The sequence below is a fragment of the Proteus terrae subsp. cibarius genome (assembly GCF_011045835.1).
Classification (GTDB): Bacteria; Pseudomonadota; Gammaproteobacteria; order Enterobacterales; family Enterobacteriaceae; genus Proteus; species Proteus cibarius.
On the sequence record NZ_CP047349.1, the window covers coordinates 406534 to 433001 of the forward strand.

General features: G+C 38.9%; 19 protein-coding genes. 13 read left to right on the forward strand and 6 right to left on the reverse strand.

What is annotated here, in order from left to right:
• Positions 1-8 precede the first annotated feature (8 nt).
• On the forward strand, positions 9-239 hold the full coding sequence (locus tag GTH25_RS02000) for a hypothetical protein (protein WP_075672928.1): 231 nt from the start codon (positions 9-11) through the stop codon (positions 237-239).
• Positions 240-277: 38 nt separating this feature from the next.
• Here the strand turns inward: GTH25_RS02000 and GTH25_RS02005 are convergent, their stop codons facing one another.
• On the reverse strand, positions 278-718 hold the full coding sequence (locus GTH25_RS02005; protein ID WP_088493886.1) for a PACE efflux transporter: 441 nt from the start codon (positions 716-718) through the stop codon (positions 278-280).
• A gap of 110 nt (positions 719-828) precedes the next feature.
• Here GTH25_RS02005 and GTH25_RS02010 point away from each other — a divergent pair, with 110 nt between their 5' ends.
• On the forward strand, positions 829-1731 hold the full coding sequence (locus GTH25_RS02010) for a LysR family transcriptional regulator (protein WP_075672930.1): 903 nt from the start codon (positions 829-831) through the stop codon (positions 1729-1731).
• Here GTH25_RS02010 and narL read toward each other — a convergent pair.
• Complete coding sequence (narL, locus tag GTH25_RS02015) at positions 1728-2381, reverse strand: two-component system response regulator NarL (protein ID WP_082239485.1); 654 nt, start codon at positions 2379-2381, stop codon at positions 1728-1730. The two genes, GTH25_RS02010 and narL, sit on opposite strands and share 4 nt — an antisense overlap.
• Positions 2382-2406: 25 nt before the next feature.
• Positions 2407-4212 (reverse strand): nitrate/nitrite two-component system sensor histidine kinase NarX, encoded by a 1806-nt coding sequence (narX, locus tag GTH25_RS02020; protein WP_075672931.1) that lies wholly within the window; start codon positions 4210-4212, stop codon positions 2407-2409.
• Between the two features lie 297 nt (positions 4213-4509).
• On the opposite strand from narX, the gene GTH25_RS02025 reads away from it, so the two are divergent.
• From GTH25_RS02025 to GTH25_RS02055, 7 genes are all read left to right on the forward strand, one after another.
• Positions 4510-5904, forward strand: a complete 1395-nt coding sequence (locus GTH25_RS02025; protein WP_075672932.1) for a NarK family nitrate/nitrite MFS transporter — start codon at positions 4510-4512, stop codon at positions 5902-5904.
• A 52-nt stretch (positions 5905-5956) separates the two neighbouring features.
• Entirely contained in the window at positions 5957-9718 is a 3762-nt protein-coding gene (locus tag GTH25_RS02030; RefSeq protein ID WP_075672933.1) for a nitrate reductase subunit alpha, read from the forward strand.
• The gene (narH, locus tag GTH25_RS02035) at positions 9718-11271 is read left to right on the forward strand and encodes a nitrate reductase subunit beta (RefSeq protein WP_075672934.1); all 1554 of its coding nucleotides are present in this window, start codon (positions 9718-9720) and stop codon (positions 11269-11271) included. Before GTH25_RS02030 ends, narH begins: the two co-directional genes overlap by 1 nt.
• Positions 11271-11996, forward strand: a complete 726-nt coding sequence (narJ, locus tag GTH25_RS02040) for a nitrate reductase molybdenum cofactor assembly chaperone (protein WP_075672935.1) — start codon at positions 11271-11273, stop codon at positions 11994-11996. Before narH ends, narJ begins: the two co-directional genes overlap by 1 nt.
• Complete coding sequence (narI, locus tag GTH25_RS02045; protein ID WP_075672936.1) at positions 11993-12670, forward strand: respiratory nitrate reductase subunit gamma; 678 nt, start codon at positions 11993-11995, stop codon at positions 12668-12670. The genes narJ and narI overlap by 4 nt, the downstream gene beginning before the upstream one ends.
• Positions 12671-13044: 374 nt before the next feature.
• Positions 13045-13668: an isochorismate family cysteine hydrolase YcaC gene (gene ycaC / locus GTH25_RS02050; protein ID WP_075672937.1), complete on the forward strand. Its 624-nt coding sequence runs from the start codon at positions 13045-13047 to the stop codon at positions 13666-13668.
• A gap of 122 nt (positions 13669-13790) precedes the next feature.
• On the forward strand, positions 13791-14987 hold the full coding sequence (locus GTH25_RS02055) for a lactate oxidase (RefSeq protein ID WP_075672938.1): 1197 nt from the start codon (positions 13791-13793) through the stop codon (positions 14985-14987).
• 81 nt (positions 14988-15068) lie between these two features.
• Here GTH25_RS02055 and eptB read toward each other — a convergent pair whose 3' ends face one another.
• Positions 15069-16760: a kdo(2)-lipid A phosphoethanolamine 7''-transferase gene (gene eptB, locus GTH25_RS02060; protein ID WP_164530293.1), complete on the reverse strand. Its 1692-nt coding sequence runs from the start codon at positions 16758-16760 to the stop codon at positions 15069-15071.
• 531 nt (positions 16761-17291) lie between these two features.
• Here eptB and fdhF point away from each other — a divergent pair.
• The 4 genes from fdhF to GTH25_RS02080 all read left to right on the forward strand — a co-directional run bounded on the left by fdhF (position 17292) and on the right by GTH25_RS02080 (position 23575).
• On the forward strand, positions 17292-19436 hold the full coding sequence (gene fdhF, locus GTH25_RS02065) for a formate dehydrogenase subunit alpha (protein ID WP_098941268.1): 2145 nt from the start codon (positions 17292-17294) through the stop codon (positions 19434-19436).
• Positions 19437-19736: 300 nt separating this feature from the next.
• On the forward strand, positions 19737-21314 hold the full coding sequence (locus GTH25_RS02070; RefSeq protein ID WP_164530294.1) for a PTS transporter subunit EIIC: 1578 nt from the start codon (positions 19737-19739) through the stop codon (positions 21312-21314).
• 14 nt (positions 21315-21328) lie between these two features.
• Positions 21329-22690 (forward strand): 6-phospho-alpha-glucosidase, encoded by a 1362-nt coding sequence (locus GTH25_RS02075; protein ID WP_164530295.1) that lies wholly within the window; start codon positions 21329-21331, stop codon positions 22688-22690.
• A 108-nt stretch (positions 22691-22798) separates the two neighbouring features.
• Positions 22799-23575, forward strand: a complete 777-nt coding sequence (locus tag GTH25_RS02080; RefSeq protein WP_075672943.1) for a MurR/RpiR family transcriptional regulator — start codon at positions 22799-22801, stop codon at positions 23573-23575.
• A gap of 22 nt (positions 23576-23597) precedes the next feature.
• On the opposite strand, the gene GTH25_RS02085 is transcribed toward GTH25_RS02080, so the two are convergent.
• Entirely contained in the window at positions 23598-24485 is an 888-nt protein-coding gene (locus GTH25_RS02085; protein ID WP_156733008.1) for a 2OG-Fe dioxygenase family protein, read from the reverse strand.
• Between the two features lie 161 nt (positions 24486-24646).
• The gene (locus tag GTH25_RS02090; protein ID WP_075672945.1) at positions 24647-26260 is read right to left on the reverse strand and encodes a sigma 54-interacting transcriptional regulator; all 1614 of its coding nucleotides are present in this window, start codon (positions 26258-26260) and stop codon (positions 24647-24649) included.
• Positions 26261-26468 lie beyond the last annotated feature (208 nt).

Genomic DNA, 26468 nt, shown 5'->3' on the forward strand with positions numbered 1-26468 from the left:
ACAACGAGATGAATATTAAAACAGGTGATGAGTTTTTAGTTTATATGGCGCTGGGTGAAGAGAGCTATATGAAAGAGTATTACCGTGTGATTGAAATTGACTCAACGCTTTCTCAAGTGACGGGTAAATTGTTAAGAAGAACAACGGCTGATGACAAAAATATTGGATTAGGTCGTTGCGAGTTAGAAGGTGGCATTGAGCAATTTGCGTTAGAAGATATCTATCCTGTTAAAGAGTGATCCGTTATTGGGATCACTCTTCTTACTTAATTTGTTGCTTAGGCAGCGGGTGCATTCTCAGGTAATGCAGATTTTGGTAAGCCAAAAATTTTGTCAAATACCCAGTTATAAACGAAGGTATAACAAGGGATGATGATAATCAGTGCAAAGTCCATAACTAACGCTTGCCACAATGAAACATTAAGCCACCATGCAATCAGTGGAATTAAATAGAGCACCAGTGTTAGCTGAAATCCAATTGCATGTACTAGACGGCGTCTAAACGTTCGAATTCTCGAAACTTGTCGACTCTCCCAAAATTCAAATATGCAATTATAAATAAAATTCCAACTCACCGCGATTGTTGTGATCACCAGCGCTAATGGGCCTGTTACTGCTGTTGAGCTATCAGCCAAAAGTGCAAGCCCGACTGATGAAATAACCCAGCCAAAAATTTCATAAGCTGTCACGTAGACAATTTTTCGTTTGATACCTTGCATTGTGCTCTCTTTTTCTGTGGATCTGTGTCGTTAAGCATCGTAAGATAAATCAGTAATAATGATAGAAAAAGTTAGCTAGTATCAATTTGACTGAAACATCAGGAGTGAACATGCAGTTCTCAAGTGAACATATTGCGATATTTTTAGCAGTGATGGATAAGGGATCGTTCTCTGCGGCTGCACGTTCATTAAAACGCGTTCCATCAGCAGTCAGCATGGCAATTGCGAATATGGAAGCTGAATTAGGTTATGCGCTTTTTGAGCGTTCATCACGAGAGCCTCAGCCAACTGAAAAAGCCAAAGCACTTGAACCTCATGCCAGAATGATCGCAGAGCAATTAAAATTATTACAAGTGCATGCACAAGAGCTTTCGATGGATCTCGAAAGTGTCTTAAATATTGGTGTTGCAGCTGATATTAATCCTGATTATTTATTACCTGCGTTATCTGAATTAACGCAACGTTATCCGTTACTTAATGTGAATGTGATAACCGCGGCACAAGATGACATTATTGAGATGTTGCATTCACATAAAATTCAACTGAGCCTAGTTTATGGGGGCTTGTATGTGAATGGTGATGAGCAGTTTCAATATCTTGGCTCTGAGTCATTGGTCGCAACAATCTCTGCAAGTCATATTGCATTAGCACATCCTGCAAGTGTGTTCATTGAGGATCTTGTGAATGTTCGTCAAATTATGATCGCAAGTCACACCAAAGAGTTAAGAGATGAGCGCTCATTAGTGGCGACGAATTATTGGCAAACAGATAGCTTTCAAATGGCATTAGGTATGGTTGAAGCAGGGATGGGATGGGGTAATTTACCGTATTCGCTGATTTATACTCAATTGCAAAAAGGTAAATTAAAACAGCTTCAATTTAAGAATACGAAAAATGAATTACGATTACCTATTCATGCTATGTGGCTAAAAGGGGAGTCGTTACAGAAAGGCGCGAAAGAGTTAGTTGAGCTGATGAATACCCACCAGCCCATCGTACCTAACTTTAATTAATCGACTCGTTGTTGATGAACCCAAACAGCAACTTCAACACGAGATTTTAGCTTCATTTTTTTTAGTAGATGTTTTACATGCACTTTGACCGTACTTTCCGTGATATCAAGCTTACGTGCGATCATTTTATTTGATAACCCTTGCGCTATCAGTTTCAAAATATCGCGCTCACGCGGGGTGAGTTGTTCAATATCACGCTCACCTTCAGAGCGATCTTCACGTAAGGACTCGGCTAAAATAGGGGTTAACGCAGGGCTGACGACCATTTTTCCGGCAGCTGCCTGTTTTAGAGCCGCCAGTAATTCTTCAGGCTCCATATCTTTTAGAAGATAACCATCTGCACCACGTTTTAACGCTGTGACTAAATCATCACTATAATTTGATACGCTAAAAACAACGATCCGACCTGATAACGACTTTAATCGCAGTTGATCGAGCGTTTCAAAACCATTCATTCCTGGCATATTCAGATCCAGTAAAATTAAATCAGGATCTAACTCTTCAGCTAGCTTCACACCTTGAATACCATCTCCAGCTTCCCCAACGACAGTTAGTGTTGTATCAAGACTTAAAAGTTGTTTTACACCATTGCGTAGCATCGGGTGATCATCAATGAGTAAAATTGTCGCTTTTTCTGTGGGGGATCCCATATTATTCATTACGACTTGCTCCAATTTAGACAGGGTCTTTATGAGTAGTTATTAATGGAAATTTAACAAACACTTGAGTACCGCCCTGTTCGCGTACTTTTATAGTATAAGAACCATTTAAGCTATTTGCGCGTTCACGCATAATAATAAGGCCATAATGATTTAATTTTTCAGGATTAGGGCTAATTCCTTCACCATTATCATTAATTTTTAGTTCAACCATGCCATTATTTAGAGATAAAGAGACTTCAGCCCAATTGGCATTGGCATGTTGCAAAATATTATTTAATGCTTCACGGACGATTTGAACAACGTGAATACTTTGGTGCGAGTTCACACATTTTGCGGGTAATTGATAGTCAAAATTAATAGAAAAACCAAGGCGCTGATTAAATTCAGTCAGCGTACTTTCCAGGGCAGCAAGCAATCCTGGCTCAGTGAGTTTTAAGCGAAATGTGGTTAACAGTTCTCTTAATTGGCGATAAGCGACATTAAGCTCTTCTCGCATCTCTTTTAGTAGCTTTTGGCAATTATCCGGTAAGGTTTCTGACTGCATCTGCAAATAGCTAACTTGCATTTTTAAACAAGAAAGCGATTGAGCAATAGAGTCATGTAATTCGCGTGCAATTGCCGAACGCTCATCCATTAACAAAAGCTGTTGTTGTTGCTCGTTTTGCTGTTCCATTGCCAGCATTGCTGAGATCTGTTTTGTCAGTAATAGCATTAAATTATTCTGTTCGTCCGTCAGGGCGGTATGTTCAGGTAATTGCATAACAAATAATCCATAGCGATGGATTTGATCGGCTAGTTCCCAATGCAATAGTTCACTACGTAATGGAACGGTGGCTGAAGCGGTTTCATCACAGCGTTCACATTGCAGATCTGGACAATGTTCAGGGCGTGGTTGAGGTTCTAAACTGATTTCATTAAAGAGTGTGTGATGATTATCTTCATATAAACGTATCTGTAAGTAAGTATCAGGAATGATTTGTTGAAGCTCAAATAATATCTGTCTTAATCGGGCACAAAGTGGCGCAGGAGAGTGTAATTGTTGGCTAGAGTGATAGAGATAAGAGAGTACTTTATTTTTCTGTTGTAAGTCGTGTGTTTTTTCAACCACTCTTTTTTCTAATTCGCTATACAGCGTAGAGAGCTCTTCTGACATGGTATTAAGTGCAATACCCAATGTGGCAATTTCATCATGGTGTGTACGCTGGTGGAAACGCGCTGAAAAATTACCATGACCAATCGAATTAGCCATCGCCATAAGCTGTTGCCAAGGATGTAATAAACGGCGACGGAAATGCCAAACAGAGCCAAACAGTAATAACAGTGTAAGTGCAGTGAAAATAAGCTGAGTATAAGCCACCAGCCTGATTTTTTGCTCTGTAAGTTGATCGATGCTTAATACTAATTTATCTAGCTGTGAAACAAAAAAGGCAACTTCTTGTTTGGCTTCATCGCGTTGTTGAGCATAAAGCAAAGTTGGCTTTAAAGTGTCTTTCCAGTAAGTATTTAATTGAGCATATTGTGATTGTAGCGATTTATTGCTTAGGACTTGACGTAATTCACCACTGTCTAAGTCGGTTTCTAACTCGTGAAGATAATAACGATGTTGCTCATCTAAGGGTAAAGCAGATAGCAAGCGATAGCTTTGCATCCGTAGCGATCCAGATTTATTAATCGCATGAGCATTACCTTGTACACTCAAAATAATATGGTTAGAAATCGCCATTCCCACCACACCCAATAGAGTGAAAAGTAACATTAATATCGCTATCTGATTAATAATTGAAAAACGGTAGTGCCATTGGATTTTATTTGTACTCATCGTTATTTTTCCAAATTTATTCTGGCGCTATATTGCCTTAAAAATACATCAAATGTCATATACTACTAAAGTATTACCCCTAAATATCTGATGGAGGTAATTTTACTTCTAAACTATAGTGCTTTTAGTTTAACTTATTAATTTAAAATAAAAAATTAAGTATAATCCTATTAATACTTAGGTGTGAATAGCGACTTCAGCTTAAAAATCAAACAAATCTTTGCTTGATGCAGATCATGACTAATTAACAATTCTAATCGTAAAAAGGTGCCAATCTAACCGTTAATCGAGGTTGTTATGGCACTCACTCAACACCCAGAAAAAATGAGAAAAGGGGTGATCGAAGATTGGCATCCTGAAGATAAAGTTTTTTGGGAAAAGACTGGTCAAAAGATCGCTTCACGCAATTTATGGATTTCTGTTCCTTGTTTACTTTTATCGTTCTGTGTATGGATGCTTTTTAGTGCAGTTGCAGTAAATTTGAACAAAGTAGGTTTTAACTTTACCACAGATCAGTTGTTTATGCTGACTGCACTGCCTTCAGTCTCTGGTGCTATTTTACGCGTTCCTTATTCTTTTGTTATTCCTATTTTTGGCGGTCGTCGCTGGACAGCAATCAGTACCGTCTTTCTCATCATTCCTTGTATCTGGCTTGGTTTTGCAGTGCAAGACACCACAACATCTTATTCAACCTTTATTGTGATTTCACTGCTATGTGGTTTTGCTGGTGCAAACTTTGCATCCAGTATGGCAAACATCAGCTTTTTCTTCCCTAAAGCACGCCAAGGTGGTGCTTTAGGATTAAATGGTGGATTAGGCAATCTGGGTGTCAGTGTTATGCAATTGGTTGCGCCATTAGTGATTGGTGTTGGCGTATTTACTATGTTTAGTGGCCCCGGTGTTGTTCAGCCTGATGGTTCACGTTTATGGCTAGAAAATGCTGCATGGGTTTGGGTTCCTTTCTTACTTATTCTGACCTGTGCTGCTTGGTTTGGCATGAACGACCTTGCGGCTAATAAAGCCTCTTTAAGCCAGCAATTACCCGTATTAAAACGTGGTCACCTCTGGTTGTTAAGTATTTTATATCTGTGCTCTTTTGGTTCATTTATTGGTTTCTCCGCGGGTTTTGCAATGCTTTCTAAAACCCAATTCCCAGATATCGTTATTCTACATTATGCGTTCTTTGGGCCTTTATTAGGTGCTTTAGCTCGCCCTGTAGGTGGCGCTTTATCGGATAAATTTGGTGGTATTAGAGTCACTCTGATCAACTTTATCATCATGGCAATTTTCTCTGCTCTGCTTTTCTTAACACTGCCTGTAAATGGTGCTGATGGCTCATTTATCGCCTTCTTCGGTGTCTTTATGGTGCTGTTTTTAACCGCCGGTTTAGGAAGTGGTTCTACATTCCAAATGATTGCTGTGGTGTTTAGAAAAATTACGGTTGATCGCATGAAAGCACAAGGCGCTTCAGACGAAGTTGCTCAAAAAGAAGCAGTAACAGAAAGTGCAGCCGCACTTGGTTTTATCTCTGCTATTGGTGCAATTGGCGGCTTCTTTATTCCTAAAGCCTTCGGTACATCACTGGCTATGACTGGCTCTCCTGCCGGTGCAATGAAAATCTTTGTTCTATTTTATATCGCCTGCGTCTTGATCACTTGGTTGGTCTATGGACGTAAACACAATAAACAATAATGACGAATTATACGCAATGTGAGAGCGCTCGCGCGCATTGGGAGAGTATCTGATGAGTAAGTTTCTCGATAGATTCCGCTATTTTAAACAGCTTGGCGATACCTTTTCAAAGGATCATGGCCAAGAGCTGAATGTTAACCGTGATTGGGAAGATGGTTACCGTAGTCGTTGGCAACACGACAAAATTGTCCGTTCTACTCATGGTGTTAACTGTACCGGCTCATGCAGCTGGAAAATTTACGTTAAAAATGGATTAGTAACTTGGGAAACCCAACAAACGGATTATCCACGTACACGTCCGGATTTACCGGATCATGAACCTCGTGGTTGTCCCCGTGGTGCAAGTTATTCATGGTATTTATATAGCGCAAACCGCGTTAAATACCCAATGGTACGTAAACGCTTAATTAAACTATGGCGTGAAGCAAAAGCACAACATAGCGATCCTGTTGATGCATGGGCTTCCATTGTTAGTTCACCAGAAAAAACTAAAAGCTATAAGCAAGCGCGTGGGCGTGGTGGTTTTGTTCGTTCTTCATGGTCAGAAGTGAATGAAATCATTGCGGCTTCTAACGTGTTTACAGCCAAAGAGTTTGGTCCTGATCGTATTATTGGTTTCTCGCCAATTCCTGCCATGTCGATGGTTTCATATGCTGCGGGTGCGCGTTATTTATCTCTGATTGGTGGCGCATGCTTAAGTTTCTACGATTGGTATTGCGATTTACCACCTGCATCGCCAATGACTTGGGGTGAGCAAACCGACGTTCCTGAATCAGCAGACTGGTATAACTCTTCTTACCTGATTGCATGGGGTTCTAACGTACCGCAAACACGTACTCCAGATGCTCACTTCTTTACCGAAGTTCGTTATAAAGGAACTAAAACCGTTGCGGTAACGCCTGATTACGCTGAAATCGCGAAACTCTGTGATCAATGGTTAAATCCAAAACAAGGTACTGATAGCGCGATGGCGATGGCGATGGGACACGTTATTCTTAACGAATTCCACGTTAAACGCCAAACTGAATATTTTAGTAACTACGTGCGCACTTACACTGACATGCCAATGTTGGTGATGTTAGATAAACATGATTCTGGCAAGCTAGTTGCGGGTCGTATGTTGCGTGCTTCTGATTTAGTAAACAATCTGGATCAAGAGAAAAATCCAGAGTGGAAAACCGTTGCTATTGATGAAAAAACACAGCAGTTAGTTGCACCTCAAGGTTCGATGGGCTTTCGTTGGGAAGGTGCTGCTAAATGGAATCTTGAGCCTAAAGATGGCAAAAGTGGCGAAGATGTCACTTTACAATTAGGCCTTCTAGATAATCACGATGATATTGTTGATGTAGCATTTCCTTACTTTGGTGGCATCAAGAGTGAATATTTTGAAGGTGTTGCCCTTGATGATGTGATTGTTCATAAACTGCCTGCTAAGCGTATTACACTTGCGAATGGCGAAGAAAAATACATCACAACTGTTTATGATTTATTGTTAGCTAACTACGGCGTTGATCGCGGTTTAAATGATGAAAACTGTGCATCAAACTACGATGAAATCAAAGCATATTCACCAGCATGGGCTGAAAAAGTGACAGGTGTAGGTCGCCAAGATATCGCTCGTATTGCGCGTGAATTTGCAGATAACGCAGAAAAAACACACGGTCGTTCGATGGTGATTGTGGGAGCAGGTATTAACCACTGGTACCACATGGATATGACTTACCGTGGCATTATCAATATGCTGATTTTCTGTGGTTGCGTCGGTCAAAGTGGTGGTGGCTGGGCACACTATGTTGGACAAGAAAAACTGCGTCCACAAACAGGTTGGTTGCCATTAGCCTTTGGTCTTGATTGGCAACGTCCGCCTCGCCATATGAACAGTACGTCATTTTTCTATAACCACTCAAGTCAGTGGCGTTATGAAACCGTATCACCAACAGAGTTGTTATCGCCATTAGCCGATAAATCTCGCTTTAGCGGTAGTTTGGTTGATATGAACGTGCGTTCAGAGCGTATGGGGTGGTTACCATCAGCGCCTCAATTAAACTTAAACCCTTTATCTATTGCGAAAAAAGCCCAGAAAGCAGGCGTTAGTGCTACGGATTACACCGTTAATGCATTGAAGTCAGGTGAAATCCGCTTTGCTTCAGAGCAACCGGATAACCCACAGAACTTCCCACGTAATTTATTTATCTGGCGCTCTAACTTATTAGGTTCTGCGGGTAAAGGGCATGAATATTTACTGAAATACTTGCTGGGAACCGAAAACGGATTACAAGGTAAAGATTTAGGCGAGCAAGGCCAAGTTAAGCCACAAGAAGTGGAATGGCAAGATAAAGGCGGTGAAGGTAAAGTTGATTTAGTGGTGACTTTAGACTTCCGTATGTCAAGCACCTGTCTTTTCTCAGATATCGTTTTACCAACCGCAACATGGTATGAAAAAGACGATATGAATACGTCGGATATGCATCCATTTATTCATCCATTAACCGCAGCCGTTGATCCAGCTTGGGAATCTAAAACAGACTGGGAAATCTATAAAGGTATCGCTAAAACCTTCTCTAAATTGTGTGTAGGCCATTTAGGGGTTGAAACGGATTTAGTGACATTACCTATTCAACATGACTCTGCCGCTGAAATGGCACAGCCTTTTGATGTGAAAGATTGGAAAAAAGGTGAATGTGACCTTATTCCGGGTAAAACAGCACCACACCTTATCCCTGTTGAGCGTGATTATCCAAATACCTATGCTCGCTTTACCTCACTTGGGCCGTTAATGGACAAACTAGGTAATGGTGGTAAAGGGATCAGCTGGAATACACAAGCAGAAGTCGATTTCCTGAAAAAACTCAATCGTGTTCGTCATGATGGTGTGGCAAAAGGGCGTCCAGCAATTGAAACGGCGATTGATGCAGCTGAAGTTATTCTCTCTTTAGCTCCTGAAACTAATGGTCAAGTGGCTGTAAAAGCGTGGGATGCACTGAGTAAAGTGACTGGTCGCGATCATACTCACTTAGCCAAAGTGAAAGAAGATGAGAAAATTCGTTTCCGCGATATCGTTGCTCAACCTCGTAAGATCATTTCAAGCCCAACATGGTCTGGCCTTGAAGATGAGCATGTCTCTTATAACGCCTGTTATACCAACGTTCACGAGATGATCCCTTGGCGCACGTTAAGTGGCCGCCAGCAGTTGTATCAAGATCACGAGTGGATGCGTGCTTATGGTGAAAGTTTAGTGGTCTATCGTCCACCCATTGATACCAAAGCGATTGATGCAGTTAAAGGTAAAAAACCAAATGGTTTCCCTGAGAAAGCGCTGAACTTCCTGACGCCTCACCAAAAATGGGGTATTCACTCAACCTATAGCGATAACTTACTCATGTTAACACTAGGTCGTGGTGGCCCCGTAGTGTGGCTGAGTGAAGATGATGCCAAAGAGATGGGTATTAGTGATAACGATTGGGTTGAAGCATACAACAGTAATGGTGCGTTAACGGCGAGAGCCATTGTCAGTCAACGTATTCCTGATGGCATGATTTATATGTATCACGCGCAAGAGCGTCAAATAAATCTGCCGGGATCTGAAATGACCGGAATGCGTGGCGGTATTCACAACTCGGTGACGCGTGTTTGCCCTAAACCAACGCATATGATTGGTGGATATGCTCAATTGGCTTATAGCTTTAACTATTACGGCACCGTGGGCTCTAACCGTGATGAGTTTGTTGTGGTGCGTAAAATGAAACAGATTGATTGGCTTGATGGTGAAGGTGATGCTTATCAACAGACCCTGAATGGACAGGAGAAGGCATAATGAAAATTCGTTCACAAGTCGGTATGGTACTGAACCTCGACAAATGTATCGGTTGCCATACCTGTTCAGTTACCTGTAAAAATGTTTGGACTAGTCGTGAAGGTGTTGAATACGCATGGTTTAATAACGTTGAAACCAAACCGGGTACAGGGTATCCCCAAAATTGGGAAGACCAAGAGAAGTGGAAAGGAGGCTGGATCAAAAATATCAAAGGTAAATTAGTACCAAGAATGGGTAACCGTGTTGGTCTATTATCTAAAATTTTTGCCAACCCTGATGTTCCTGCATTAGATGATTACTATGAGCCTTTTGATTATGACTATGAGCATTTAAAAAATGCTCCAGAAGGCTCGTTACCGACTGCACGTCCTCGTTCGCTGATCACAGGTCAGCGCATGACCAAAATCGAAAAAGGCCCAAACTGGGAAGACGATTTAGGTGGCGAATTTAGCAAACGTGCAGCGGACAAAAACTTCGCCAACATGCAAAAAGAGATGTATGGGCAGTTTGAAAATACATTCATGATGTATTTACCACGCTTATGTGAACACTGCTTAAATCCTGCTTGTGTTGCGACGTGCCCAAGTGGTGCGATTTATAAACGTGCTGAAGATGGCATTGTGCTTATCGACCAAGATAAGTGCCGTGGATGGCGCATGTGTTTAACAGGATGTCCATACAAAAAAATCTACTTCAACTGGAAAAGTGGTAAGTCAGAAAAATGTATTTTCTGTTACCCACGTATTGAAGCGGGTCAACCAACACTGTGCTCAGAAACTTGTGTAGGACGTATTCGCTATCTGGGGGTGATGTTGTATGACGCAGATAAAATCTCACAAGCTGCCAGTGCAGATAATGAAAAAGATTTATACCAAAGCCAGTTAGATATCTTCTTAGATCCCTTTGATCCTGAAGTGATTGCAGCTGCTGAAGAGCAAGGTATTCCGTTAAGTGTGATTGATGCAGCACAACGTTCACCTGTCTACAAAATGGCGGTGGATTGGAAGCTGGCATTACCACTGCACCCAGAATATCGTACCTTACCTATGGTTTGGTATGTGCCACCTTTGTCACCAATTCAATCTGCTGCCGATGCGGGTGTGTTACCACATACCGGTGTACTGCCTGATGTCGAAAGCTTACGTATTCCGGTTCAGTATTTAGCTAACTTACTGACAGCGGGCGACACGGCACCTGTGTTATTAGCATTAAAACGAATGCTTGCGATGCGTCATTACAAACGTGCTGAAACCGTAGAAGGAAAAACAGACTTAAGTGCATTAGAACAAGTCGGTTTGACCGAAGCACAGGCACAAGAGATGTATCGTTATCTGGCTATTGCCAATTATGAAGATCGCTTTGTTATTCCATCAAGTCATCGAGAACTCGCAAGAGAAGCTTTCCCAGAACGTAATGGTTGTGGTTTTAGCTTTGGTGACGGTTGTCATGGTAGTGATAGCAAATTTAATTTGTTTAATAGTCATCGTATTGATGCGATTGATATCACATCAAGAACACCTCAAGATGAACGTCGTTCAGAGGAGAAAATATAATGATCTCTCTGAAAGTTATTTCTCATCTCTTAGATTATCCCACACAAGAATTGTGGGATAACCGAGGCGAACTTATCGATGCATTACAGGAAGCCGATGAACTTCCTGTGACTCAAGTTGCGAAATTAATGGCATTTATTCATGCCTTAATGCAACAAGAGTTGCTCGATGCACAATCTAATTACAGTGAGCTTTTTGATAGAGGTCGAGCGCGATCATTGTTGTTATTTGAACACGTTCATGGCGAGTCTCGTGATCGTGGTCAGGCAATGGTTGATCTGCTCAATCAATATCAACAAGCCGGGATCACATTAAGTAGTCGTGAACTCCCTGACTATTTGCCTACTTATCTTGAGTATTTAACGCTTTTACCTACAACCGAGTGTATTGAAGGGCTAAATAACATTGCACCTATTTTGGCTCTGTTAGGTGAACGTTTAAAACAACGAGGCAGTGATTATCACGCTCTCTTTGATGTATTGCTTTGTCTCTCACAAAGTGGATTAGAAGCATCACAACTCACTGCTCAAGTAGAAAAAGAGCCTTTAGATGATACCCCTGCGGCGTTAGATGCGGTATGGGAAGAAGAACAAGTGACGTTCCTTGGAGAAGGTACGCAATGTGGCAGTAGCAATATTAGCCAACATCAGCGTCGTTTTGCACAAGAGACCGCAGTTCAATATCTCAACGTGGGGAATTCGTTGGATACGGGAGCACAAAAATGAATTACATCAATATGTTATTTTTTGATATCTATCCCTATATTGCTGGTGCCGTTTTTATTATCGGTAGCTGGTTACGCTATGATTATGGTCAATACACTTGGCGTGCGGGCTCTAGCCAGATGCTAGACAAGAAGAATATGCGATTGGCATCTAACTTATTCCACGTTGGGATCATCGGTATTTTTGCTGGTCATTTTCTGGGAATGTTAACACCACACTGGATGTATGAATCATTTCTGCCTATTGAATATAAACAAATTATGGCGATGGTAGGCGGTGGTACTTGCGGTGTGTTAATGCTGGTGGGGGGCGTGATGTTATTAAAACGTCGTTTAACCAATCCACGAGTGAGAGCCACATCTTCATTTGGTGACATTATGATTTTAACGCTACTGGTTATTCAAGTGGCATTAGGTCTACTAACAATTCCATTCTCTGCACAACATATGGATGGTAGTGAAATGATGAAGCTGGTGGCATGGGCACAATCTATTGTGACATTCCACGGTGGTGCTTCAGCAAATCTTGAAGGTGTTGCATGGGTATTTAAGTTGCACATTTTCTTAGGAATGACGATTTTCTTATTATTCCCATTCTGTCGACTAGTCCATATTTGGAGCGTGCCTATTGAGTATTTAACTCGCCGCTATCAAATTGTGCGTAATCGCCATTAATGAATACCCATCTCCTGATAGTAAGTTAGAGACCTTTTAGTTGCGCTTATCTCACCCCCGCCCGCGGGGGTTTTTTTTATCTCTTTTTTCAATTCTAAATCTTCAACAAAATTTTTGAATGGTTAAAACAATAATCTTTAGATTCATTTAGGCATTGTTGCACTTATAATTCTTTTCAACGAAATAAATTTATATAAACAAATAAACAGATAATTAAATGTCGTGATATTTAAATATATTTAAAGTTTACAGTCGATTATTTATTATTAATAAATACATTAAATTGTAAATTTAAAAGGATCTGAATATTGTCATATAAATTTGGTGCTATTATTTAATTGAGTCTTACCTCTATTATGCTATCGGAGATTATTATGAGCTTTAAATATCATCGTATCGATAAAAATAATGCTGCTGTTCTGTTGGTAGACCATCAAGCTGGGTTACTTTCTTTAGTCAGAGATATCGAGCCTGATAAATTCAATAATAATGTATTAGCATTAGCTAATGCCGCTAAGTACTTTAATTTACCTACCATTTTAACGACCTCTTTTGAAGATGGCCCTAATGGCCCTTTAATGCCTCAACTTGTTGAGATGTTCCCTGATGCTCCTTATATCGCTCGTCCAGGTCAAATTAACGCATGGGATAATGAAGATTTCGTAAAAGCGGTTAAAGCGACGGGTAAAAAACAACTGATTATTGCAGGTGTTGTAACTGAAGTGTGTGTCGCATTTCCTGCATTATCAGCACTTGAAGAAGGTTTTGAAGTGTTTGTTGTCACTGATGCTTCAGGTACTTTTAATGCCATTGCTCGTGACTCTGCGTGGGATAGAATGTCAAAAGCAGGGGCACAATTAATAAACTGGTTTGGTTTAGCTTGTGAGTTACACCGTGATTGGCGTAATGATGTTGAAGGATTAGGTGCGCTCTTTGCTAACCATATTCCAGACTATCGTAATCTTATGACAAGCTATAATACTTTAACAAAAAAGTAAGTGATTAATTTAAATATTATATAATAATAGGGCTTATATTATTTTTCGATAAATATAATTTAATAGAAGTTAAAGATTATTAAATTATAGATATAAGCCCGTAATTAATAAATGGATCAGAAATGAAAAATAAATTATTAAAAACCACTGCTATTGCAATGGCATTAAGCGTGGGTGTTGCACAGGCTGCTGAATATAAAGCAAGTACCGCAGAAGGCCCAATTAAGATAGTTAACTTAAAAGCGATGGAAGCACAAGTCCAAGCAAATATGGATAAAGGGGCTTTTGGTTATATTCGTGGTGGTGCTGAAGACGAAAATAATTTACGTTCAAACACGACGGCATTTGATAAAAAATATATTATGCCTCGTTCATTACAAGGCATCGAATTTTCTGACTTAGATTTAAAAACAGAATTTTTGGGTATTAAATTAGATACGCCTATTATTCAGGCACCGATGGCAGCTCAAGGGCTTGCACATCAACAAGGCGAAGTCGCCACAGCAAAAGGTATGGCAAAAGCAGGTTCTATTTTTTCATTAAGTACTTATGGTAATAAAACAATTAAAGAAGTGGCTGATGCTAAACCGGGTTATCCTTTCTTCTTCCAGTTGTATATGAGTAAAAATGATGCCTTTAACGAGTATATTTTATCTCAAGCAAAACAGTATGGCGCTAAAGGCATTATTATGACTATTGACTCTTCTGTGGGTGGTTATCGTGAAGATGACGTGAAAAATAATTTCCAGTTCCCATTAGGTTTTGCCAACTTAGAAGCATTCGCAAAAATTAGCGATGATAAATCTAAGACAGGTAAAGGTGCGGGTATTAGCGAAATTTATGCGCAAGCTAAACAAGCCTTCACCCCTGCTGATATTCAGTACGTGAAAAAAATGTCTGGTTTACCTGTAATTGTAAAAGGTATTCAATCACCAGAAGATGCTGATGTGGCAATTAAAGCGGGTGCAGATGCAATTTGGGTATCTAATCATGGTGGCCGTCAATTAGACAGTGGTCCAGCATCAATTGATGTTTTACCTTCTATTGCAAAAGTTGTGAATAAACGTGTTCCTATCGTGTTCGACAGCGGTGTACGTCGTGGTTCACATGTTTTTAAAGCATTAGCTAGTGGTGCAGATGTTGTGGCTGTTGGTCGCCCAATTCTTTATGGATTAAATTTAGGGGGAGCTGAAGGTGTAAATTCAGTTATCCAACATTTAAATAAAGAATTAAAAATTAATATGATGTTAGGTGGGGCGAAAACAGTAAAAGATATTCAAGCCACTCAACTTTATACTGATGCCAGTTTTAATCAATAATTAACTTATTTAAGTTAAGAATAATAAAAAACCACGCTTAATATCGAGCGTGGTTTTTTGTCTATTCGCTATTGAGAAAACTTAGTTTTGGGTTGATGGTATATCACCAAAACAGAGGTTGTTTTGATTATTAATACCGCCATCTGGAGACAAATAACCCAAGCAACCTAACATCGAATCAAAAATATTGTGATGATAGAACGTACGATCTTGTTCTTGATTACGTTTTAGGTTATCAAATAATTGCTTATTTTCAGGCTCTGCTAAATAACTATCCGACATCCAAACTAAGAAAGGCACTTTAAATTGTTCTGGTGGTGCAATTTCTTTTGGTGTGCCATGTAAGCCACCTTTTTCGGAAATAGATTCTCCGTGATCGGAGGTATAAAACACAATAGCTTTTTTATCGCGTAATGTGTCGAGTATGCCATCAATAAAATAGTCAGTATAAAGAATAGAGTTGTCATAAGCATTTACTAACTGCTCTTTAGTACACTCATCATCCACATTTAAACATTCAGGTTGATACTTTTTGAATGATTCAGGGTAACGTTGTGAATACATAAAGTGAGAGCCTTTAGTATGTAAAATCACTAAATGATTTCCCTTTGGATGCTGAGAAACCGCATTCGCCGTTTCAGCAATTAATAAAGTGTCATCCAACTCTTTACCAAAGTTGCTGTTTTTGGCGGTCATCATCTCTTTCATTGCGTAGTTATCTAAATCAAGCTTATTGTAAAACCACAATTCGCTTTGCATTGAAAAGAGTTCTGATGACATACCTAGTTGGCTTAATACTGAGAAAATATTATTCTCTTTTAATGTCCGCTGATCGTTACTTTCTGTTCCATCTTCTCGTACAAACATACATTTTAAAGAGAGCTTTGTTGCGGTATCGCAAGAAATACCTTTAAAGGCAACGAGGTTTTTCTCTTGGCTTAATAGAGGATTCGTTTGACGTTCATATCCTAACAATCCCATATGATCCCATCTTGCTGTTTCACCAATAATAAAGACGACATATACATCTTCATTAGCCTTTGAGGGCTGATAAGTGAAGTGATCGGCAGGATTAAAAATATTCTGGTTATTAAACGTATCGTCATACTGTGTTATTGCATATTGAAATAATGGAATAATCCAATTTGTAGGCAAATACGCATAACTTAAACCACCACTATAACTAGGTAAATCTAAGTTATTTTTGATTTCATAGGCTTTTTGTTTTGAATCGAGTGTTTTCAAATAGGCAAAAACAGCCAGCGCAATCACCAGCATTTTGGCAGTGTTTTTTATCCAGATTTTTTTCTTTTGTTGAGTCGTTAGATTTTTCTCTGGTTTTTTACATAGCCAAATAAGCGCTAATGGCAAAACAGATAAACCAATAATCCAAATAATGACATTTGGGCTAACTAACTCTTTAGATAAATCTGTATCGGTAGTGAGTGTTGAAATGATAATGCCGTATCCAATGACTACATCATAAAAAGAAATATAGTAACTAGCACAAACACTCACGACGAGAATAAAAGAGGTAATTATTTTAAAAAATAGAGTGCCGAAGAAAGAGAGTAATCGTAATAAGAAGAAGGTAAAGGCAATATTAACTGCAATTTCACCTAGGATATATAATGCATCAATGAGGGGGTTGTTTGTATTCTGTGTGCCGTATCGGCCAATGTAAACGGAAAGATTAAGAAAAAAACCAAGATAGACAGCTAAAAAAAGGGCAATATTTTCTTTCGAAAACCTTAAAAACTTTAATTTTTGCATGTTCAATTATTATCAAAATGTATGGTGTAGAGGTCTTTATGACCGCGAAGTTGTTTTCAGGTTCAGTATTATGTGCTTTTTTTTATTGAAGTTTAAAAATTTTTTATTCGAATAACATTAATATCAAAATTATTAATTTTAAATAGTTCTAGTAGATAGGAATATTGATAGCGATATTAGAAGGTTGTCACCATTATATACGGTAAGACTTCGATAAAGGCAGATAAGAAAGCGTATTTATTATTTTAATTTCGTGGATGAAATGAATAAGTATTATTACGTTATAAGTGTGAATGTATAACGAATTTTGATAGAAACACAAATCGACATAAATATCGTCATTAGTGTCGAGCACTTCCTATTGTTTTGGTTTTCATTGTTTTCTTACTCACTCAATGATTTTTATTTTTCTTTATTTTTCATTGCGTTGTAGAAAAGTAAAAAAGCGTGCTTATTTGGCACACTCTCTGCATAGATAGAGGAGAGGATCAGGTAATAACCTGAACATTGATGAACACAGGAGCAATGTTGATGAAAAAAGTCATCACGGTCTGTCCGTATTGCGCCTCAGGATGCAAAATCTACCTGAAGGTGGAAAACGGTAAAATCATTGGCGCTGAAGGAGCCAATGGTTTAACAAACCAAGGTGAGCTGTGTCTGAAAGGGTATTATGGATGGGATTTTATCCATGATACTAAGATACTGACTCCACGTCTTAAAACACCAATGATCCGTCGTGAAAGAGGCGGAAAATTAGAATCGGTTTCTTGGGAAGAAGCGATTGAGTTTGCGAGTAGCAAACTTCTTGCTATCAAAGAGAAATACGGTGCTAAATCTATTATGACAACCGGCTCTTCACGAGGCCCGGGTAACGAAGCTAACTTCGTTATGCAGAAATTTGCTCGTGCGGTTATCGGAAATAATAATATAGACTGCTGTGCTCGTGTCTGACACGGCCCTTCGGTTGCAGGTCTGCAGCGTTCGGTCGGTAATGGTGCTATGAGCAACTCAATCGTTGAGATTGAGGATACCAAATGTCTATTTGTCTTCGGTTATAACGCCGCAGACTCGCATCCTATTGTTGCTCGCCGTATTGTTAAGGCGAAAGAAAAGGGTGCCAAAATTATTGTATGTGACCCTCGTTACATCGAAACAGCACGTTTAGCCGATTTACACTTAGGTTTAAAAAATGGCTCTAACATTGCGCTATTAAATGCAATTGCACATGTGATTATTGAAGAAGGATTACATGATAAATCCTTTATTGAAAATCACACTGAGCAATTTGAAGAATATTGTAAGTTAGTTGAAAGCTATACACCTGAATCCGTTGAAGAAACAACAGGTTTAAGTGCTCAAATTATTCGTGAAGCTGCGCGTATGTACGCAAAAGCAGAAACTGCAACAATTCTTTGGGGAATGGGTGTCACTCAGTTCTATCAAGGTGTTGAAACGGTTCGTTCACTAACTAGCTTGGCATTATTAACTGGTAATTTAGGTAAAAAATACGTCGGTGTTGGCCCTGTTCGTGGTCAAAACAACGTACAGGGTGCGTGTGATATGGGGGCATTACCTAACACGTTGCCGGGATATCAATACGTTACTGACGAAAAAGCGCGTGAGAAATTTGCTAAATTCTGGGGCATTGAATCTATGCCTGATGAAGTGGGCTATGCGTTAAGTGAAGTCCCTCATAATATCGATCACGGTTTATTAAAAGCTCACTATGTAATGGGTGAAGATCCACTGCAAACGGAGCCTGATTTAGCAACAATTCGTAGAACGTTTGAAAAACTGGATCTACTGATAGTACAAGATATCTTTATGACCAAAACGGCGTCGATTGCTGACGTTATTTTCCCTGCAACATCATGGGGTGAGCATGAAGGTGTTTATACTGCGGCAGACCGTGGTTTCCAACGTTTCTATAAAGCCGTTGAGCCTGTTGGTGATGTAAAAACAGACTGGCAAATTATCAGTCTGATGGCAACAGCAATGGGTTATCCAATGCATTACAACAATACCAAAGAAATTTGGGATGAGTTGCGTGAGCTATGCCCAATTTATTATGGTGCGACTTACGAAAAAATGGCGGACTTGGCGTATATTCAGTGGCCTTGCCCAACAGAAGATAGCCCAGGAACACAATATCTGTACGAAGGTGGTAAATTTGATACCCCTAACGGTAAAGGTCAATTCTTTACTTGTGAGTGGGCACCACCAATTGACAAATTGTCTGATGAATTCCCAATGGTACTGGCAACAGTGCGTGAAGTTGGGCACTACTCTTGCCGTTCAATGACTGGTAACTGTAAAGCATTGGCAGCATTAGCAGATGAGCCAGGTTATGTTCAGTTAAATACTGAAGATGCCAAACAACTGGGTATTAAAGATCAAGAGTTAGTTTGGATACGCTCTCGTCAAGGTAAAGTGATTACGCGTGCGGCGGTTAGTGATAGACCAAATAAAGGCGCGGTATATATGACTTACCAGTGGTGGATTGGTGCTTGTAACGAACTCGTTGCAGAAAACTTAAGTCCAATCACTAAAACACCTGAGTATAAATATTGTGCAGTATGTGTTGAGCCAATCAAGGAACAGGCTCAGGCAGAACACTATGTGAAAACGGAATATAGCAATATTAAACGTCGTTTAAGAGAAGCCGCCGAGGGCTAATCTTACTTAATTAGTATTGTTTTTCTGCCTTAAGACCGAGTTTATTAACCTTGTGTTAGTAAGCTCGGTTTTTTTATGTTTTTTTACTGTTGTCTGGTCTTTTTCTCTTCAGTTTATCATCGAAAAGTCACTTAACTTTTGTCTGAATATTCACCATGCGTTGGCTCACAATAAAAAAAGTAACATGTTACTTTTAACGTAATCCGTTTCTAAATCAAGTGGATAAATTGCTTTTTATTTAATGCCAGCGCAGGATGCTGTTATGGAAATGAGTGTAAGAAAACAACAACGAGATACCGTATGAAAAAACTCATTAATGCCCTACAAGCGTTTGGTAAATCCTTATATGGGCCTGTATTGATATTGCCTATTGTCGGTTTATATATAGCTTTAGGTAATGTTTTTGGTAATGGCAATCTTGCGGAATATATTCCGTTTTTAAATCACCCGGTTATTCAAAGTATTGGGCAATTACTCGCAAAATCATCTGTTGCTATTTTAATCAATCTGGCACTGATCTTTGCTGTGGGTATTCCTGTTGGTTTAGCAAAAAAAGATAAAGGCTACGCTGGTTTAATTGGCTTAGTGGTGTTTGTTATTTTCACGAATGCCATGAATATTACACTAACGCTACAAGGTAAACTGGTTAGTGCAGAAGAGATGCGAGCAGCTGGCCAAGGCATGGTATTAGGCGTCCAAGTTCTAGAGATGGGCGTATTTGCCGGTATTTTAACTGGGGCAATATCAGGGTGGCTTTATAATCGTTATTCAGGTCGTCAGTTTAACGGCATTATGGCTATCTACTCTGGTCACTGCTTTGTCGCCATTATTGCGATTCCATTCACCATTGCATTGGCTGTTTTAATGTGTGAAGTCTGGCCTTTTGCTCAGGCGGGTATTACTAAAATGGCGCTCGTTATTCATGATTCTGGTGCGTTTGGTGCGCTGATTTATGGATTCTTAGAACGTATTCTTATCCCAACTGGATTACACCATTTAGTCTATACCCCATTCTTGTATACCGAATTAGGTGGTGTTGCTGATGTTTGTGGCACAACTTACCAAGGTGCAAGAAATATCTACTTTGCTGAAATGGCGTGCCCGGAAGTTAAACAACTTAGTAGCACTGTGATTTGGGATGCGCGCGGTATTGCTAAAATGTTCGGCTTAACTGCCGCGGCAGCTGCCATGATCTCTGTGGCTAAAAAAGAGAAAAAACAGATGGCGAAGGCGATTTTAATTCCTGCGGCTGCCACCTCTTTCTTACTTGGTGTAACAGAGCCTCTTGAGTTTTCCTTCCTATTTGTTGCCCCAGTTTTATTTTTAGTTCACGCCGTATTAACCGGTATTGGCATGATGTTGTTCTACCTATTAGGTGTTCATGCAATTGGTGCGAACGGTGTCATTGATTTCATTCTATATAACTTGCCGTTAGGCACTGAAAAATCAAATTGGCCTATGTATATCGTGGTGGGTTTGATTATGTCAGTTCTCTATTTCGTGATCTTTAGAACCTTGATTTTAAAACTCAATCTTAAAACACCAGGTCGTGAAGATGATGATGAAGAGACGCGTTTATATAGCAAAGAAGATTACAAGAAAAAAGCAGAAGCAGTCACTACCTCTGAAGAAACCACTCAAATTATCAATGAGTTAGGTGAAAAAATTATTGAGGGACTCGGTGGACGTGACAATATTGAAGTGGTTGATAATTGTTATACCCGCTTAAGAGTCATTGTTAAAAATATCGATGCAATTCATGAAGATATCTTGAAAAAAACCGGTGCTAAAGGTGTTGTGCGCCATGGTAATAATGTTCAAGTGGTTTATGGATTACATGTAAAAAAAATGCGTGAAGCGGTCGAAGCCGCACTTTAATAGGAGAAAGAAAGATGACTAAATCACCCTTTATCTTAAGTATTGCAGGCGGCGGAAGCACCTATACACCGGGAATTGTAAAAAGCTTAATGGTACGTTTAGAGGATTTCCCACTAAGTGAAATTCGTTTATACGACATCGATCAAGAGCGCCAAGATACCATCGCCCCAGTGGTTGAAAAAGTGATCCGTGATCATAGTGATACCATTAAATTTACAGTGACAACAGATGCAAAAACCGCGTTTGATGGTGCTCATTTCGTGTTTGCTCAAATGCGTGTGGGTCAATATAAAATGCGTGAACAGGATGAAAAAATCCCGTTACGTCATGGTGTTGTAGGGCAAGAAACCTGTGGACCTGGCGGGCTTGCTTACGGTTTACGTACTATTTTACCTATGGTTGAGTTAATTGATTTAGTTGAGGAATATGCCTCCCCTAAAGCATGGATTGTAAACTATTCAAATCCAGCCGCGATTGTTGCTGAAGGTGTACGTCGTTTACGCCCTAATGCTCGAGTATTGAATATCTGTGATATGCCTGTTGCGGCGATGCGTAATATGGCAGCCGTATTAAATGTTGATCGCCATGATTTAGATGTGGATTATTTTGGCCTAAATCACTTTGGTTGGTTCACTTCTGTCCGTGTAAAAGGTGAAGAGAAACTGCCTGAATTACGTGAACATATCGCTAAATTTGGTCTTTTAACTGAAGATGCAGCCCAAACTGATCCACAACACTCTGATCCATCATGGGTGAAAACATGGCGTCATATTCAGCCATTAATGGAAGCATTCCCTGAATATATTCCAAACCCATATTTGCAGTATTATTTGATGCCAAATTATATCGTTGAGCATCAAGATCCAGATTACACCCGTGCAAATGAAGTGATGGATGGTCGTGAAAAACGCTTATTTGAAGCAGCACGTGAATACAAAGAGACTGGTATTTTACCTGATGCTTTCCACGTTGGTGTTCATGGTGCCTTTATTGTTGATGTAGCATGCTCTTTAGCCTTTGATTTACGTCAGCGCCATTTAGTGATTGTTGAAAATAAAGGTGCGATTGCAGATTTACCTTATGATGCAATGGTTGAAGTGCCAGCATATATCACATCTCACGGGCCAGAGCCTATTCGTGTTGGCGACATTCCGCGTTTCCATCGTACTTTGTTAGAGCAACAATTGGCATCAGAGCAATTGTTAGTGGAAGCAACGCTTGAGGGTAGCTACGAGAAAGCTCTTGAGGCGTTCACACTGAATAAAACAGTGCCAAGTGTGATCCACGCTAAGAAGATCCTCGATGATATGATTGAAGCAAATCATGAATATTGGCCTGAATTACGTAAAGCTTATGTAAATGGTAAGCGTGTTTGATCTCAAGACTTGCTGTTAATGAGTAATTGAATAAGAATGCTGTTCTATCACCAGAACAGCATTTTCCTTTTATGTTGGTAAGGACGATGTATCAATAAGGTAACAGGTATGTCGGCACGATTATCATCTTTACTATCAAGAGCAACAGAATTAACCCGTGCAGAATATCGCATCCTTTCCTATTTAATTGATAATCCGACACAAGTCGGCAAACTTACTATTAGAGAACTTGCACAAGCCAATTTTGTTTCGACAACGACCATTATGCGTCTTTGCCAGAAATTAGGTTTTTCTGGTTATAGTGAGTTGGTGTATTATTGCAAACAGTTGTTATCCACGGCTGAAAAATCCCATCAACTGAAAAGTGATGAAAATAAGGTAGCAGAGCCACTTTTTGATCAGTTTTTGGCGAATTATTTAAAGACTTTCACCTTAATTTCAGATGAACGAAGACAAGCTTTTGCTGATTTAATTAACAGTAAGAACTCATTTTTTATTTATGGTGCAGGTTTTTCCCATATATTTTCAGAATATATCAGTAAGCGGTTACAGCTGATTGGTAAAGATGCTTTTCTTTCTGGACTCAGTGATAGTAAGAATATCTTTATTAACAATGCGTCACGCTATACGGTTTTTATTGCGATATCTCGAAGTGGAGAGACAGAACAAGTTGTTGAAAAGGCGAGAATAGCAAAAAGCATTGGTATGAAGATTGTTGCCTTTACTCGAGCAAGTGCCAATCCATTGGCTGAACTTGCTGATATTCATTTCCCCATTTATGACGATGCAGTGAATTATCATTGTGACACTATCGAGAGCTCGTCTTTTGAATCAAACCTTGTCTTGATAATTGATTTATTACTCAGCCGAGCTCAACGATTTTAATTGATGTAATAACGATTTATGACTAAGCAACTGACTGATTTAAATAAAGCGTTAAGGGTAAATCAGGATGTGCATTCATTGAATCGAATTTATGTGATGGGTGAGTATCAACGGTGGGGTAACGAGATAATAAAACTATAAAATCTTGGTAAGCCTGATTTTTATTATCATGAGTAAAAATAGGTGTACCGCTATGATTTAATTCATTATCTGCAATTAATAGAACATCAAGATATTGCGCATTATTGTGTTCATAAAGCACATTTTCAGGGTTGATTTCTTGCCAAGGTGTTCCTATAGCTTCTTTCGGTGAATGTACACGTAAAGCACCAGTATTATCCTTAACGTTATTCTTATTCATCATCACAATCATGGTGTGATCAACGCCATCTTTATGAACACCTTCAATTGAAAGTTCACTTAAAGAATCTGGTTGGGCAATTAACCTTAAATGGAAAACAGTGGATATTGATTTAGGCGAATTTTGATCTGTTAAGTGACGTGGGGTAAATGTATTACCCTGAATTAATAGCATTTTTAATTTTAATAGCGCTTGATAAGCCGTATTGCTCTGCCAGCGATCATCAAGTGCTCTAAAATGCCTTTGTGCGCCACTATCTTCACGAATAAATCCATCTTCTTCAGTGAGAACAAAAGGTTGGTACTCTAGTCTGGAGATCGTTTCTATATCATTATCAAAAAGGTAGCGTCCTGTTCGAGAGTGGCGAAATGAAAGTGTTGGATCTTGTGCTAAATAGTCACCATATTCCATTAGTGTATTAATATCTTTTTCTTCGGCACCTAATTGTTTTATTAAATCAATGACAATATTTTGAGGAATAAAAACATATTTATTATTTTTGTACTCTTTTCTTATTTCACTAATTTTATTTATAAGCAGGCTATTCATATAATATGCTCCATTGATGGTTTATATTATTAATAATTAATTAGAGGAATAACTAAAAAAATATAATCAGATGAATTATAGATGCAGATTAATAAGTTTCAAATATATAAGAAAAGAGTGTCATTAATGACACTCTTTTCTTATAAGTAATTATTTCAGAATTAAAGTATTTCTGGAATTGAAATACCTAAACGTTGCATCCGTGATAATAATGTTGTTCTTTTTAATCCTAATTTTAAAGCAGCACCTCTAGCACCAGCAACCACACCATTAGTTTCTCTTAAGGCTTGAATGATCCTTTCTCGCTCCTCATCATCACTTTCTGGCGCATTAGTTTGCATACGCTTTTCAATAGATGAAGGTTGAGATAGCACCTGTTTCAAACGAGAGGGCTTATTAATATGAAGCTCTTTTAACTGAAGGTTTAGTGTTGAACCTCGCGTTAAAATAACCGCACGCTCAATAATATTTTCAAGTTCACGAACATTACCCGGCCACGGATAAAGTGTTAATTGTTCCAATGCATTAGCTGGAATACAATCTATTTTTCTATCCATTCTTCGCGCAATTTTTTGCGTGAAATGTTTTGCTAAAAGCGGAATATCTTCAGGTCGCTCTCTTAGTGGCGGAATAATAATAGGAAAAACATTAAGGCGATAATAAAGATCTTCTCTAAATTCACCTTCATCCGTTAAATCATGGAGATCTTTATTGGTTGCCGCGATAAGTCTGACATCCACAGGAATAACTTTATTACCGCCTAATCTTTCTATTTCTCGCTCTTGAAGAACACGAAGCAGTTTAGGTTGTAATTCAATGGGCATATCACCAATTTCATCTAGAAATAGCGTACTTTTATCTGCCATTTCAAATCGACCAATATGCGTATTTGTTGCACCTGTAAATGCACCTTTATCGTGACCAAAGAGATCGCTTTCTAAAAGACCAGAAGGTACTGCCGCACAGTTCATTTTTATCATCGTCTTATTTTTTCGCTGACTTAGACTATGAATAGCGCGTGCAATTAATTCTTTACCAGTCCCTGTTTCACCTAATATAAGAACGGTACTATCACTTTGTGCCACTAATTCAATTTGTTCGAGCACATTATGCATAGCGTCGCTTTGATAAATAATCTCACTAAAACATCCATTTTTATCTATCTGTTCATTAAGCCAAATATTCTCATTCTTTAAACTATCTTTTAAATGCGTTATCTCTTCATAAGCGGCGGCATTTTCAATGGCAATACCAATACGTGCCGCAATTTGTTGAAGCAATTGGCAAGTATCGTTAGTAAAAACACTTCCTATTTCATGTGCTAAAATTAATAAACCGAGAGGTTTATGATTAAAAGCCAGTGGCAATAACAAAGCCGTCTGCATATCTTGCTTAACTAGACGTTTAATCAAAGCATCTTCCTGATCTTCTTTATTAATATCAATTAAGACAGGTTTATTTTGATTAATAATTTCTTCGGCTTTGTTATTCGCGCTACTAAATTTACGTTGTTGGCGAATGACAGATTTCCCAGTCTGATAACGACTAGAATAAAGAATACCTTCATTACTATTTTGTGATGAGGTACGGCATAACATAAGACTAATATGGTTCAGTCCAAAAAAACGATGTATTTCTTTAGAGACTTCAGAAATAAGACCATCCATGTCTAGATGAGCTAATACAGAATTTGTGATATCAACCAATATTCGATATTGGTTACGCTCATTACGAAGGCTCTCCATAGTTTCAGCATTGTTACTGCTTAATTTCATGACACCACCGATTGCCCTAAAAAATTAGCTATATTGTAGTAGGTTTATAATAAATTTATATCAATGACTGAATCATTTTTGATCCAACCCGCTATTTTTGTATATGCAATGAAACTTAAGAATATAAACGAACTAAATCATTATATAATAAGATATATAGCGATTTATTTTATCGTCAAAATTGTCGAATAATTTGACGAAGTGACTT